General features: G+C 66.7%; 11 protein-coding genes. 5 read left to right on the forward strand and 6 right to left on the reverse strand.

Annotation, left to right across the window (positions count from 1 at the left end):
- The first annotated feature begins 112 nt into the window (after window positions 1-112).
- Window positions 113-826, forward strand: coding sequence for an SDR family oxidoreductase (locus H6955_21195; protein MCP5316085.1), 714 nt, complete (start codon window positions 113-115; stop codon window positions 824-826).
- 13 nt (window positions 827-839) lie between these two features.
- Window positions 840-1,136: a hypothetical protein gene (locus H6955_21200; protein ID MCP5316086.1), complete on the forward strand. Its 297-nt coding sequence runs from the start codon at window positions 840-842 to the stop codon at window positions 1,134-1,136.
- A 19-nt stretch (window positions 1,137-1,155) separates the two neighbouring features.
- Here H6955_21200 and H6955_21205 read toward each other — a convergent pair whose 3' ends face one another.
- The 6 genes from H6955_21205 to hrcA form a co-directional block, all read right to left on the reverse strand.
- Complete coding sequence (locus tag H6955_21205; GenBank protein MCP5316087.1) at window positions 1,156-1,695, reverse strand: hypothetical protein; 540 nt, start codon at window positions 1,693-1,695, stop codon at window positions 1,156-1,158.
- Window positions 1,696-1,700: 5 nt separating this feature from the next.
- On the reverse strand, window positions 1,701-2,504 hold the full coding sequence (gene dapB / locus H6955_21210) for a 4-hydroxy-tetrahydrodipicolinate reductase (protein ID MCP5316088.1): 804 nt from the start codon (window positions 2,502-2,504) through the stop codon (window positions 1,701-1,703).
- A 101-nt stretch (window positions 2,505-2,605) separates the two neighbouring features.
- The gene (gene dnaJ, locus H6955_21215; protein ID MCP5316089.1) at window positions 2,606-3,748 is read right to left on the reverse strand and encodes a molecular chaperone DnaJ; all 1,143 of its coding nucleotides are present in this window, start codon (window positions 3,746-3,748) and stop codon (window positions 2,606-2,608) included.
- Window positions 3,749-3,894: 146 nt separating this feature from the next.
- A complete protein-coding gene (gene dnaK / locus H6955_21220; protein ID MCP5316090.1) occupies window positions 3,895-5,832 on the reverse strand; it encodes a molecular chaperone DnaK in 1,938 nt (645 codons plus the stop codon).
- A gap of 84 nt (window positions 5,833-5,916) precedes the next feature.
- Window positions 5,917-6,528 (reverse strand): nucleotide exchange factor GrpE, encoded by a 612-nt coding sequence (grpE, locus tag H6955_21225; protein MCP5316091.1) that lies wholly within the window; start codon window positions 6,526-6,528, stop codon window positions 5,917-5,919.
- Window positions 6,529-6,657: 129 nt separating this feature from the next.
- Window positions 6,658-7,695, reverse strand: a complete 1,038-nt coding sequence (gene hrcA / locus H6955_21230; protein ID MCP5316092.1) for a heat-inducible transcriptional repressor HrcA — start codon at window positions 7,693-7,695, stop codon at window positions 6,658-6,660.
- A 202-nt stretch (window positions 7,696-7,897) separates the two neighbouring features.
- On the opposite strand from hrcA, the gene H6955_21235 reads away from it, so the two are divergent.
- The 3 genes from H6955_21235 (at window position 7,898) to H6955_21245 (ending at window position 13,299) form a co-directional block, all read left to right on the forward strand.
- Window positions 7,898-8,779 carry an NAD(+) kinase gene (locus H6955_21235; protein ID MCP5316093.1) on the forward strand — a complete coding sequence of 294 codons (882 nt, stop codon included), beginning with the start codon at window positions 7,898-7,900 and terminating at the stop codon, window positions 8,777-8,779.
- 120 nt (window positions 8,780-8,899) lie between these two features.
- Window positions 8,900-10,573, forward strand: a complete 1,674-nt coding sequence (recN, locus tag H6955_21240; protein ID MCP5316094.1) for a DNA repair protein RecN — start codon at window positions 8,900-8,902, stop codon at window positions 10,571-10,573.
- Window positions 10,574-10,626: 53 nt separating this feature from the next.
- Complete coding sequence (locus H6955_21245; GenBank protein MCP5316095.1) at window positions 10,627-13,299, forward strand: U32 family peptidase; 2,673 nt, start codon at window positions 10,627-10,629, stop codon at window positions 13,297-13,299.
- The last annotated feature ends 69 nt before the right edge of the window (window positions 13,300-13,368 follow it).

The following is a 13,368-nucleotide window of genomic DNA, read 5'->3' on the forward strand; positions in this document are numbered from 1 at the left end:
AGGCTTCGTGCCAGCGACGATTCCCGGACAGCGGGTGGCTTTGAACGCCCGCGCGCTTCCGCTAGGCTCGCCTCACCTTGGACAGCGCCCTGATCGGGCAAGGGACAGATTGATGGACGAATTCGACAAGGCCGTGGTCGTCGTGACCGGCGCGGCGGGCAACCTCGGCCGCGCGGTCGCCGAGGCCTTCGCGGCACGCGGCGCCCACCTCGCGCTGCTCGACCGCAACATGGACGGCGTCGCCGCGACGATCGAGGCGTGCAGCGGACAGACCTCCGCAAAGGCCTTCGCCGTGGACCTGATGGACAGCGCCTCGGTCGACGCCGCACTGTCAGACGTCCTGCAGGCGTTTGGCCACATCGACGTGCTCGCCAACATCGCCGGCGGCTTCACGATGGGACCGCGGATCCAGGACACCGAAGATCGCGACTGGGCATTCATGATGGACCTCAACGCGCGTTCGGTGTTCTACACCTGCAGGCGGACGATCCCGGCGATGCTGGACAACGGCGGCGGGCGCATCATCAACGTCTCGGCGCGTGCGGCCGAACAACCCAAAGGCAAGATGGGGCCCTACTGCGCCTCCAAGGCGGCGGTGCTGACATTGACCGAGTCGCTCGCCGCGGAGAACCGCCACGACAACATCAATGTGAACTGCATACTTCCCGGGACGATCGATACGCCGCAGAACCGCGAAGCGATGCCCGACGCCGACCACAGTCGATGGGTACCGCCGGCGGCGCTGGCCGATGTCGTGATGTTTCTTGCCTCGAACGCGGCACGTTGCGTCACCGGTGCGGCCGTCCCCGTGTACGGCCAGAGCTGATCGGCGACCGGGCATGCGCGCAAAGACGCTGAGCATCGATTGCGACCCGGCCACCGCGCAGGCGCTGGGAGAGGCGATCCGCAACTTCGCCCATGCCGCCTATCCGGTTGGCGGCTCGGAATGCTCGCAGGTCGCACGCGAGGCGCTGCTCGACACGGCGGCCGCCTGCAGCGCGCACCCCGGCGGCGAACTCGTCCTGCGCCGACGCCAGCTCAGCCAGCTGCGCAGCGCGATCACCTGGTTCTACGAAGACCGTCCGGACCCGGTCGGCGACCGACTGGCCCGGGTGCTCCAACAGCCTGGCCCCTGAACCGCACCGGACGAGCGCGCTACAGGGTGTCCACCGCCACCCGGCGCCATTGCGCCGAACGGACGCGCCACTCGTCGTCCTGGCGGGCCAGCTGCAGGTCGAAACGGTAGGCATCGGCCTTCAGCGCGATCAAGGTCTCGACCGACTCGACCGGCGTACCGGTCATCGCGACATATACCACCGCATCGGCATGCTCGCCGTCGGGCGCGACGTCGATCGTGCGCACCACGGTCAACAGATGGATGTCGCGATGCCGGTGCAGATAACCGAGCAGCGAACGCATGGCCGCGGGCCGGTTCGGATGAAATCGATCCTGGTAGTCATCGTGCAGGAACACCGCGGCATCGCGTACCGATCCGGATTCGACCGCCACCTCGACACCATCGACCAGTGCGCGAATCGCCTGTTCCGGCGTTGTGTCGTCGGCGCAGCCCACGACCGCGAGCAACGCCAGGGCGATCGCCAGGCCGCTTAGGACGCGACCGGTACGGCGTGCCGCCGCGACCCCGGCCGAGGCCGATCGCTTACCGGCCGTGACGGCGGGATCGTAAGGTCTCACGGCGCTCAACGCAGGCCGAGCACGTCCTGCATGTCGTAGAGGCCCGTGCCCTTGCCGGCGACCCACCCGGCGGCACGCAGGGCCCCCTTGGCGAAGGTCATGCGACTGGAGGCCTTGTGCGCGATCTCCACCCGCTCACCCTCGGTCGCGAACCAGACCGTGTGTTCGCCGACGACGTCACCCGCGCGGATGGTCTCGAAGCCGATGGTCTTACGCTCGCGTGCCCCGGTCTGCCCCTCGCGGCCATACACCGCGACCTCGCCGAGGTCGCGTCCGAGCGCGTCGGCGATCACCTCGCCCATGCGCAACGCGGTACCCGACGGTGCATCGACCTTGTGCCGATGATGCGCCTCGATGATCTCGATATCCGCGTCGTCTCCCATCACCTCGGCCGCAAGCTGCAACAGGCGGAAGCACAGGTTCACGCCGACGCTCATGTTGGGGGCGAACACGATACCGATCTGCCCGGATGCATCGACGATGGTCTGCTTCTGCGCCTCGCTGAGGCCGGTGGTGCCGATCACCATCGCCTTGCCGTGCTGACGGCAGACATCCAGGTGGACCATGGTCGCAGTCGGCCCTGTGAAATCGATGACCACGTCGAAATCGTCGATCACCTTGGTCAGGCTGTGCGATATCGCGACACCCAGTTTGCCGACACCGGCGACCTCCCCCGCATCGACGCCGACCAGTGTCGAGTCGGGCTGTTCGGTGGCCGCCTTCAGGGCCAGACCTTCGGCACCGGCGAGTGCCTGGATCAACGTCTTCCCCATGCGCCCACCGGCACCTACCACAGCTACTCGAATCATCATCCCGTCCTGTTTTCGATCGTTATCGGTGTGCGGAACGCGCTATCCGCCCGGCACCCCGCGCCGCCAAGGCCGTCCGGCGGACGGCTGCTCAGCCGTGTTCAGAATCCCATCTTTTCGAAGAAGCCCTTGACGCTGTCGACCCACGAGTGGGCATTCGGGCTGTGCTGGCGGCCACCACCGGCCAGCGACTCGTCGAGTTGGCGCAGCAGCTGGCGCTGATGGTCGTTGAGCCTGACCGGTGTCTCGACCACGACACGGCAGATCAGGTCGCCCTGCGGGCCACCGCGTACCGGCTTCACGCCCTTGGCCCGCATACGAAACATCTTGCCGGTCTGGGTGCCTTCGGGGATCTTCAGTTTCACCTTGCCGTCCAGCGTCGGCACCTCGAGCTCGCCTCCCAATGCCGCCGTGGTGAACGCGATCGGTACCTCGCAATACAGATGGCTGTCGTCGCGGGTGAAGATCGGGTGCTCGCGCACGTGCACCTGGACATACAGATCGCCGGGCGGCCCGCCGTTGTCGCCGGCCTCACCTTCGCCACCGAGACGGATGCGGTCGCCGGTGTCGACACCCGGGGGAACCTTCACCGACAGGGTCTTGGTCTCCTGGATACGGCCCTGACCACGGCAGGCGCCGCAGGGGTCCTCGATCACGGTGCCGCGACCCCGGCAGGTCGGACAGGTCTGCTGCACCGAGAAGAAGCCCTGCTGCATGCGTACCTGCCCGGCACCATGACAGGTGCCGCAGGTCTTCGGCGAGGTGCCCTTCTTGGCCCCGCTGCCGCCGCAGGTGTCGCACTGCACCCAGGTCGGGACCTGGATCTTCACACTGGTACCGGCAACCGCATCTTCGAGACTCAGCTCGAGGTTGTAGCGCAGGTCGGCACCACGCTGCACACGCGGGCCACCACCGCCGCGGCCACCACCGAAGATGTCGCCGAACACGTCGCCGAAGATGTCGCTGAAGCTCGCACCTCCGCCGCCGAATCCCCGGCTTCCACCCATCGACGGATCGACACCGGCATGCCCGAACTGGTCGTAGGCGGCACGCTTCTGTGCGTCGGACAGGACCTCGTAGGCCTCTTTCGCCTCCTTGAAGTTCTTTTCGGCGTCGGCCGACTGGTCGCCGGTGTTACGGTCCGGATGAAACTTCATGGCCAGCCGCCGGTAGGCCTTCTTGATCTCGGCCTCGCTGGCATTCTTCGCCACCCCAAGTACTTCGTAGTAATCGCGTTTTGCCATCTGTTACATCGTTGTTGTTTTGTTCACCGGGACCTTTCGGTTCCCGCCACCGTGTCGCGGTGTTCAACAAACCAAGACCGCGCACCGACCTTTCGGTCGATGCACGGTCGTCATCTGCGCGGCCCGGTGGCCGCCATGAACCGGACTTACTTGTCCTTGACCTCTTCGAACTCCGCGTCGACGACATCGTCGTCCGACTTGGCCGACTCGCCACCCGTGGCCTCTCCGGCGCCACCCTGGCCACCGGCGGTCCCGGCCGCTCCCTGCTGGGCGTACATGCGTTCCGCCATCTTGCCGGATGCCTCGGCGAGGGCCTTGGTCTTGGCCTCGATGGCATCCTTGTCGGAGCCTTTCATCGCCTCCTCGAGTTCGCCGATCGCGCTCTCGATCGCCTCTTTCTCGCCGGCTTCGAGCTTGTCGTCGCCCATCTCCTGCATCGACTTGCGGGTTGCATGGATCATGCTGTCGGCCTGGTTGCGCGCATGCACCAGCTCGTGGAACTTCTTGTCCTCGTCGGCATGCGCCTCGGCATCCTTGACCATCTTCCTGATCTCGTCCTCGGACAGACCCGAAGAGGCGGTGATGCGGATCGAGGTGTGCTTGCCGGTGGCCTTGTCCTTCGCCGAGACATGCAGGATGCCGTTCGCATCGATGTCGAAGCTGACCTCGATCTGCGGCACGCCGCGCGGCGCCGGCGGGATGTCGCCGAGGTCGAAGCGACCCAGCGACTTGTTCGCCGAGGCCTGCTCGCGCTCACCCTGCAACACGTGCACGGTCACCGCGGTCTGGTTGTCGTCCGCAGTCGAGAAGACCTGCGAGGCATTGGTCGGGATCGTGGTGTTCTTCTCGATCAGCTTGGTCATCACGCCACCGAGCGTCTCGATACCGAGCGACAGCGGGGTGACGTCGAGCAACAGCACGTCCTTGACCTCGCCGCCAAGCACACCGCCCTGGATCGCAGCACCCACCGCGACCGCCTCGTCCGGGTTGACGTCCTTGCGCGGCGCCTTTTCGAAAAAGTTCTCGACCGCCGCCTGGACTTTCGGCATACGCGTCTGGCCACCGACCAGGATCACGTCGTCGATATCGGACGCCGATACACCGGCGTCCTTGAGCGCGATCCTGCACGGCTCGAGGGTACGCTGCACCAGGTCGTCGACCAGCGACTCCAGCTTGGCGCGGGTCAGCTTGATGTTCATGTGCTTCGGACCGCTCGCGTCCGCGGTGATGTACGGCAGGTTGATATCGGTCTGCGAACTCGACGAAAGCTCGATCTTGGCCTTTTCCGCCGCCTCTTTGAGGCGCTGCAGCGCCAGCGGATCGTTCTTGAGATCGACACCCTGGTCCTTTTTGAACTCGGATACCAGGTGATCGATGATGCGCATGTCGAAGTCTTCGCCACCGAGGAAGGTGTCGCCGTTGGTCGACAGCACCTCGAACTGGTGCTCACCATCGACTTCGGCCACCTCGATGATCGAGATGTCGAAGGTACCACCGCCGAGGTCGTACACGGCCAGCTTCTTGTCGCCCTGCGACTTGTCCAGACCGTAGGCGAGCGCGGCCGCGGTCGGCTCGTTGATGATGCGTTTGACGTCCAGGCCGGCGATTCGCCCGGCATCCTTGGTCGCCTGACGCTGCGAATCGTTGAAGTACGCCGGCACCGTGATGACTGCCTCGGTGACCTTCTCGCCGAGATAGTCTTCCGCGGTCTTGCGCATCTTCTGCAGCACCTTCGCGGAGATCTCCGGCGGTGCCATCTTGCTGCCGTTCACCTCGACCCAGGCGTCACCGTTGTCGGCCTTGACGATCTTGTAAGGCACCATGTCGATATCCTTCGCGACCACCTTGTCGCCGAACCGGCGGCCGATCAGGCGCTTGATCGCGAACAGGGTGTTCTTCGGGTTGGTCACCGCCTGGCGCTTGGCGCTCTGCCCGACCAACACCTCGCCATCGCTGGTGTACGCGATGATCGAAGGGGTGGTGCGATCGCCCTCGCTGTTCTCGATGACCTTGGCCTTGCCACTTTCCATGACGGCGACACACGAGTTGGTCGTGCCGAGGTCGATACCGATGATCTTGCCCATTTTGATGATTCTCCGATGAAGGATTCTGTGAAAGCTGTTGTCTAGGTGGGGTTTTCCGACGTCTTATTCAAGACCCGCGCCAGACTACGCCGGACCCGCCGCCTGCGAGACCATGACCATCGCCGGCCGCACCAGGCGGCCGTTGAGCGTGTAGCCCTTCTGCACGACCGCGACGACGGTATTCGCCGGCACGTCGCCACGCGGCTGCATCGACATCGCCTGGTGGAATTCCGGGTTGAACGGCTGGTTCAGCGGATCGATCTGCTCCACTCCGAACTTGGCCATCACGTCGCTGAGCATCTTCAGCGTCAGTTCCGTGCCCTCGCGCAGCTTCTGCACATCGGCCCCCTGGTCCTGGGCCGCGCTGTGCCCGAGTTCCAGGCTGTCCCATACGCCCAGCAGTTCGGCGACGAACTTGTCGAGTGCGAACTTGTGCGCGTTCTCCAGGTCGCGCGCGTGCCGCTTCTTGAGGTTGTCCAGTTCCGCGTGCGCCCGGATCATCTGCTGGTAGTGCTCGTCCGCCTTGGTACGCGCCTGCTCGAGCATCTGGGAGAGGTCCTCGGCGCTGTGTGCCGCCATCTCGCTGTCGATCTCCATATCGGCGGCGCTGTCCTCGAAAGACGCCTCTTCGACCTCGTCCTGGCGCACCCCGCCAGCCCCCTGCGTCGCCGCGGACTGATCCTGATGTTCGCTCATCAAAACCCCTTGTAAGTGGATGATTAAACTAATTTATTCGCCGCAGAGCGCGGAAGGCCTGCGACCGTTGGCTGGACATATGGGGGCGAACTGCCGGATTACAAGGCAGTTCGTGGACAAAGGCGCCGGTCAGCGCGAGGCGAGCGCGCTGCCGAGCAGCTTGGCGGTGATGTCGACGATCGGAATCACCCGATCGTACGCGATGCGTGTCGGACCGATGACGCCGAGCACGCCGACCACATCGGAATCGATCTCGTACGGGGCGGTGATCACCGAACAGTCCTTGAGCGTGCTGTAGCCCGACTCCTCGCCGATGAATATCTGGACCCCGTCCGCCTCGAGGCTGCGGTCGAGCAGGTGCAGCAGCTCCTGCTTCTCGGTGAACGCATCGAACAGCGACCGCAGGCTGTCCATCTGCGCGAGTTCGTCGAAGTCCATCAGGTTGGTCTGCCCGGCGACCACGAAATCGCCCGAGTCCTCGGCTTCGGGATCGTTGACCCCGAACGCCGCGCTGGCGACCTCGAGGGCCTGCACCATCAGCGCATCGAGATTTCGCTTGGTCTCCTGCATCTCCCGCAGCACCAGGCGCCGGATGGCACCCAGGTCATTGCCCGCGTAGTGGCTGGTGACATAGTTGCTCAGCTGTTCGAGTTCACTGCGGCTGAACACCCGCGACGTCTCGATGATCCGGTTGTACACCTCGCCCGAGGCGGTGACGATCACCGTCAGCACCCGCACGTCGGACAGCTGCACGAACTCGATCTGGCGAATCTTGATCTGGTTGTGTTTCGGCACCGTGACCACGCCGGCCAGATGGGTCAGGTTGGACAGCAGCCGCGAGGCGGAATCCACCAGACCCGTGGGTGCGCCCCCGCGCGTGTCCAGCAACTGCTGCACCTGGCGCAGCATCGACTTGTCGAGCGGTTTGAGCGACAACAGCGAATCGACGAACAGACGATACCCGGACACCGTCGGCACCCGCCCCGCCGAGGTGTGCGGCGACGCGACCAGGCCGAGGTCTTCGAGGTCGGCCATCACGTTGCGAATCGTCGCCGGACTGAGATCCAGGCCGGCGTCCTTGGCCAGCGTACGCGACCCGACCGGCTGCCCGTCGCGGATATAGCGTTCGATCAGCACCTTGAGAAAGTGCTGCGCACGGTCGCTTATCGCATTTTCCGGACTGTTCACTGCCACTTTGACTATCGTTCCACCGCCATTATTGAAGTCGGACCGCGCGTCCGCACGCGGGTTCTCGATCGATTATCAAGAGGCCCTTTTTGACCTGTCAAGAAACCCTTGCGAGCCCTTGGCGGGCGTCGGTGCGCATGCTAGTTTGCCCGGAACAATAAGCGGCGGGCCATCGAAAATCGTGAATCTAGCGGCGACACAGTTTCGGCGAATCGCAGTCATCGCCAAACCGAACGCCGCCGACCAGCTGAAATCGACGCTGCACGAACTGCAGGACCTGTTGCGCGCACGCGGCCTGCAGCTGCTGCCGGATCGCCTGAGCGCCGAGGTGCTCGGTCTCGGCGAGGGATCCTCGGTCGTCGAACTGGCGCGGCAGAGCGACCTGGCGGTGGTGGTCGGCGGTGACGGCACCCTGCTCGATGCGGCGCGCCAGATGGCCGACGAGGAAGTGCCGCTGCTCGGCGTCAACCTCGGACGGCTCGGCTTCCTGGCGGACGTCAATCCACGCGATCTGCGCGGCATTCTCAATGCGGTCCTGGACGGCCATTGCGACGAAGACCGACGGTTCCTGCTCAACGCGCAGATCGGCGACGGCCCGTCGGTGCTCGCGTTCAACGACGTCGTGCTGCACAAGTGGAATATCGCGCGCATGATCGAGTTCGAGACCTGGATCGACGGGCGTTTCGTGTACACGCAGCGATCCGACGGACTGATCGTCTCGACCCCGACCGGCTCGACCGCCTACGCGCTGTCCGGTGGCGGCCCACTGCTGACGCCGGGTCTCGACGCGATCGCGCTGGTGCCGATCTGTCCTCATACCCTGAGCAACCGGCCGATCGTGGTGCACGCCGACAACCGGATCGAGATCTCGGTCTGCGGGCACACCGATCCGCAGGACGTCCGGATCACCTGCGACGGCGCCGTGAGCCTGACCATCGAGGCCGACGAGAAGCTCAGGATTCACCGCCACCCGGTCCCGGTGCGGTTGCTGCACCCGGTCGGTTACGACCACTTCGACGTGTTGCGCGCCAAACTCGGCTGGGGCGGCATGCCGCAGAACTGACGATGCAGGGACGCGCTTCCAAGCGGTCAAGGTACCGCGCATGAGACAGGTATGCCGCGACAGCGGCCTGCCCGGCGGGCAGGCAATGCCGATCGATGATCGACCACCTTGCGTGCCGCCATGCTGAACCGGATAACCATCGCCGACCTGATCATCGTTCGCCGCCTCGAACTCGCGCTGCAACCCGGCCTCAACGCGCTGACCGGGGAGACCGGTGCCGGCAAGTCGATCCTGGTCGATGCCCTGGGGCTGGCGCTCGGTGAAAAGGCCGACAACACGATGATCCGTGCGGGTGCCGACAAGGCCGAGGTCAGCGTCGGCTTCGAGCTGTCCGCGGATTCGCCGGTGCACGGCTGGCTCGAGGCACACGATCTCGGTGCCGACGGCGAGTGCCTGCTGCGCCGCGTGCTGGTGCGCGAAGGCCGCAGCCGCGCCTACATCAACGGCATCCCCTGCCCCCAGGGCCTGCTGCGTGAAATCGGCGAGTTGCTGGTCGACATCCACGGTCAGCATGCGCACCAGTCGCTGCTGCGCCCGGTCGAGCAGCGCAAGCTGCTCGATGCCTACGCCGGACTGACAACCCAGGTACGCGAGGTCGCCCAACTGCATCGCGCCTGGCGCGATGCGCAGGAAGCGTTCTCGGCGCTGCAGGCCGCCACGCTCGAACGCAGCAACCGACTCGACTACCTGCAGTTTCAGATCGACGAACTCGACGAGGTGGCCTGCGATGGCGCGACCCTGGCCGAACTCGAGACCGAGCACACGCGTCTGGCGAACGCCGAGCGTCTGCTCGGCGACACCACGACGGTGCTCGGTGTGCTCGAGGACGACGAGGGCGCTGCACGTCCGCCGCTGCAGCATGCGCTGCACCTGCTGGGCGAACTCGCCGCGTTCGACGCGGGGCTTGAAGAGACCCGCAACCTGTTGGAGACCGCGTCGATCCAGATCGACGAGGCGGTCGCGAACCTGCGTCACTACCAGGATCGCGTCGAACTCGATCCGCAGCGACTGCAGCAGGTGGACGAACAGCTCGCACGGCTGCACGGCGCCGCGCGCAAGCACCGCGTCAGGCCGGACGAACTGCGCGACCTGCTCGCAACCCTGCGCGCCGAGGCCCTGGAACTCGAGGACGCCGACAACCGGCTGGTGACCCTCGAACGGCAGGTCAAGGATGCCGAGGTGACGTTCGGGCAGGCCGCCGCGCAGCTCAGCCGCAAACGCGCCACCGCGGCGAAACGGCTGTCCACGGTGGTCAGCGACAGCATGCAGCGTCTCGGCATGCAGGGCGGCAGGTTTCGCGTGGCCAGCGAGGCGCTGGCGGACAGCCCCGGTGCCCACGGTATCGACCGGGTGAGCTTCCTGGTCGCCGCGAACCCCGGCCAGCCCGAGGGCGCACTCGGCGATGTGGCATCGGGCGGTGAGCTGTCGCGTATCAGTCTCGCGATCCAGGTCGCGACCGCCGATTGCGGCAGTGTGCCGACCCTGATCTTCGACGAGGTCGACGTCGGCATTGGCGGGGCGGTCGCCGAGATCGTCGGTCAGTTGCTGCGCCAGCTCGGTGGCGAGCGCCAGGTGTTGTGCGTGACCCACCTGCCGCAGGTCGCCTCCCAGGCGCACCAGCAGCTGCGCGTGCACAAAATGACCGATGGCACGACCACCGAGACACGCATCGACGTCCTCGACGCCGCATCCCGGATCGACGAGATCGCGCGCATGCTCGGGGGTATCGAGATCACCGAGCAGACCCGCCGCCACGCCAGCGAGATGATCCAGCGGGCGCAACAGGCCTCCTGAGCGCCCGCGGTACCGTTTGTCGCGACGCCTCACCGATCTGCGACAATCGCGCCATGCGCACACCGACCTCACCGCCGGCACCCGGCCGCCACAAACCCGAACTGCTCGCACCGGCCGGCGGTCGTGCACAACTCGAGGCCGCGGTTTGGGCCGGCGCCGACGCCGTCTACTTCGGACTGTCCGACGGACTGAACGCGCGCATCCGGGCGACCTCGTTCGCGGCGGACGAACTCGCTTCGACGATGGACTACCTGCACGAGCGCGGCGTGCGCGGTTACCTGACATTGAACACCCTCGTCTACGACGAGGAACTGGCGACCGCCGAGGACCTGGTGCGCCGCGCGGCGCTGGCAGGCGTCGACGCGCTGATCGTGCAGGACATCGGGCTTGCGCGCCTGGCGCGCGCGGTGGCCCCCCGGCTGCCGCTGCATGCCAGCACCCAGATGTCGGTCACCGATGCCGCCGGTGTCGCCAGCGCCGCCGCGCTCGGCGCTCGGCGCGTCGTCCTGGGACGCGAACTCTCGATCGACGAGATCGCCGCAGTGGTGCACGAGGGCACGACCCAGGTCGAGGTGTTCGTGCACGGCGCTTTGTGCGTCAGCTATAGCGGACAGTGCTTTTCGAGCGAGGCCTGGGGCGGGCGCTCGGCCAACCGCGGGCAATGTGCTCAGGCGTGTCGCCTCCCCTACGGCCTGGTCGTCGACGGCCGGCTGCGCGACCAGGGGGATCTGAACTACCTGCTGTCGCCACAGGACCTGATGGGTATCGAGCTGCTGCCGCGCCTGGTGCGCGCCGGTGTGCACGCGTTCAAGATCGAAGGCCGCCTGAAGGGCCCCGACTATGTGCACGCGACCGTGACCGCATACCGCGAGGCAATCGACACGATCTGGGCCGACCACCTGGCCGGCCGCACGGTTGCGGACGAGCGCCCCCTCGAGGTCACGCAGCGGCGGCGCCTGGCGCAGGTGTTTTCGCGTGGACAGGACGTCGGCGCGGACGGTCTGACGCCGGGATTCCTGCTCGGGCCGCGGCATCAGTCGCTGGTGATCGGCCGCAACCCACGCCACCGCGGCCTGCTGGTCGGCCGGGTGACCGGCGTCGGGCGACGCGGCGTGTCGGTGCAGCTGCTGGGCCCGGTAAAACGCGGCGACGGCGTGGTGTTCGACCAGGGCCGACCGCAGACGCACGAGACCGGCGGCCCGGTGTACCAGGTGATCGACGCCGACGGCAACTCGCTGGCAGGGGAGATCGACAGCGGTGACGTGGAGCTGCGCTTCGCCGACGACTTCGCGCTCCAACGGGTACATCCCGGCGACCGCATCTGGCGCACCCGCGACAGCGCGCAGGACGCCGGTCCCGCCCGCAATCAAAAGCAGGAGCAGCACCCGGTAGTCGTCGATTTCCACGTGACCGGCGCGCTCGGGCAGCCGTTGACGATGATACTCAGCGACCACGACGGGCATACCGTCACGGCAAGCAGCGAGGCGCCACTGCAGGCGGCGCGTGGCGGTGCGCTCGACGCCGCCAAGGTCGCCAGGGCGATCGGCCAGCTTGGCGGTACGCCGTATGCGGTCGGCCACATCGCGTGCGCGCTCGAACAGGACGCACCGCCACTGTTCCTGCCGCCAAGCGAGATCAAGACGATGCGCAGGCAGGCCGTAGAGGCCCTGCTGGCTGCCCGGCGCGTGACCGGTTCGGCGGAGGGACTGGCGGGACGGCCGGTCCTGCCGACACTGCTGCCCGGACCCGGTGACCGCGCGGTCGCTGACGCGACGCCGCCGGAGACCGCATTCAGCCTGCTGTGCCGGACCCGCGAGCAGGTCGATGCCGCGCTCGCGCTCGACGGCGTCGACGAGATCGTCGTCGATTTTCTCGAGGTCCACGGCCTGCGCGAGGCGGTCGCGGCGGTGCGCACGACCGGTCGCCGGCTGGTGGTCGCCGCGCCGCGGATACTCAAGCCCGGCGAGCAACGCCTGTGGCGCTACCTGTGTCGTCTGCGTCCCGATGCCCTGCTGGTCCGCTCCGCGGGCCTTTTGTGGACGCTGCAGCACCTTGGCGGGACCGGCACGCCGCTGGGCGACGGCGACACCATCCCGGCCCTGCACGGCGACTTCTCCTTGAACGGCGCGAATGTACTGGCGGCGCGCATGCTGCTCGCACAAGGCCTGCAGCGCCTTACGCCCACCCATGATCTCAATGCGCAACAGCTCGCGGCCCTGGCGCGTGCGCTGCCGGCCGGCGAGCGCGCCCGCATCGAGGTGGTCGCGCATCAGCATCTGCCGGTATTTCACACCGAGTATTGCGTGTTCGCCCGCTTCCTTTCGGACGGCGACAGCTACCGCGATTGCGGCCGGCCGTGCGAGCGGCATCGCGTCCACCTCCGCGACCCACAGGGCGGCGACCACCTGGTGCAGGCCGACATCGGTTGCCGCAACACGGTGTTCAACGCCGCGGCGCAGTCGGCCGGTCCCCTGCTCCCCACCCTGCGCGACGCCGGCATCCGGCATTTTCGCGTCGAACTCGTCGATGAACCGGCCGCCGAGGTCGCCGGCCTCGTCGAGGCCTACCGTGCGGCCATCGCTGGGCATATGGGCCACGAGGCCCTCAGACAACGGATAGCACGCGTGCCGGACGCGAACGGACACCGCCAAGGCGTCGCCCTGGGATCGCTGGCCGTGCGCCTCGAGATGCCGCGCGAACAGATGAAGAAGCCGACCGCGCGATAGCCATTCGGCTCCGAGTTGCGGCGAACGATCTGGACACAGGGACAGGTTGGGTCGGCGCGCTGGCACAAC

The organism is Chromatiaceae bacterium, from assembly GCA_024235395.1.
Lineage (GTDB): Bacteria > Pseudomonadota > Gammaproteobacteria > Chromatiales > Chromatiaceae > Thiosocius.

Coding starts and splice junctions, on each gene's coding strand:
- dnaJ (MCP5316089.1), bottom strand. CDS start 3,748: ATGGCAAAACGCGATTACTACGAAGTACTTGGGGTGGCGAAGAATGCC.
- H6955_21195 (MCP5316085.1), top strand. CDS start 113: ATGGACGAATTCGACAAGGCCGTGGTCGTCGTGACCGGCGCGGCGGGC.
- H6955_21200 (MCP5316086.1), top strand. CDS start 840: ATGCGCGCAAAGACGCTGAGCATCGATTGCGACCCGGCCACCGCGCAG.
- dnaK (MCP5316090.1), bottom strand. CDS start 5,832: ATGGGCAAGATCATCGGTATCGACCTCGGCACGACCAACTCGTGTGTC.
- recN (MCP5316094.1), top strand. CDS start 8,900: ATGCTGAACCGGATAACCATCGCCGACCTGATCATCGTTCGCCGCCTC.
- grpE (MCP5316091.1), bottom strand. CDS start 6,528: ATGAGCGAACATCAGGATCAGTCCGCGGCGACGCAGGGGGCTGGCGGG.
- H6955_21245 (MCP5316095.1), top strand. CDS start 10,627: ATGCGCACACCGACCTCACCGCCGGCACCCGGCCGCCACAAACCCGAA.
- dapB (MCP5316088.1), bottom strand. CDS start 2,504: ATGATTCGAGTAGCTGTGGTAGGTGCCGGTGGGCGCATGGGGAAGACG.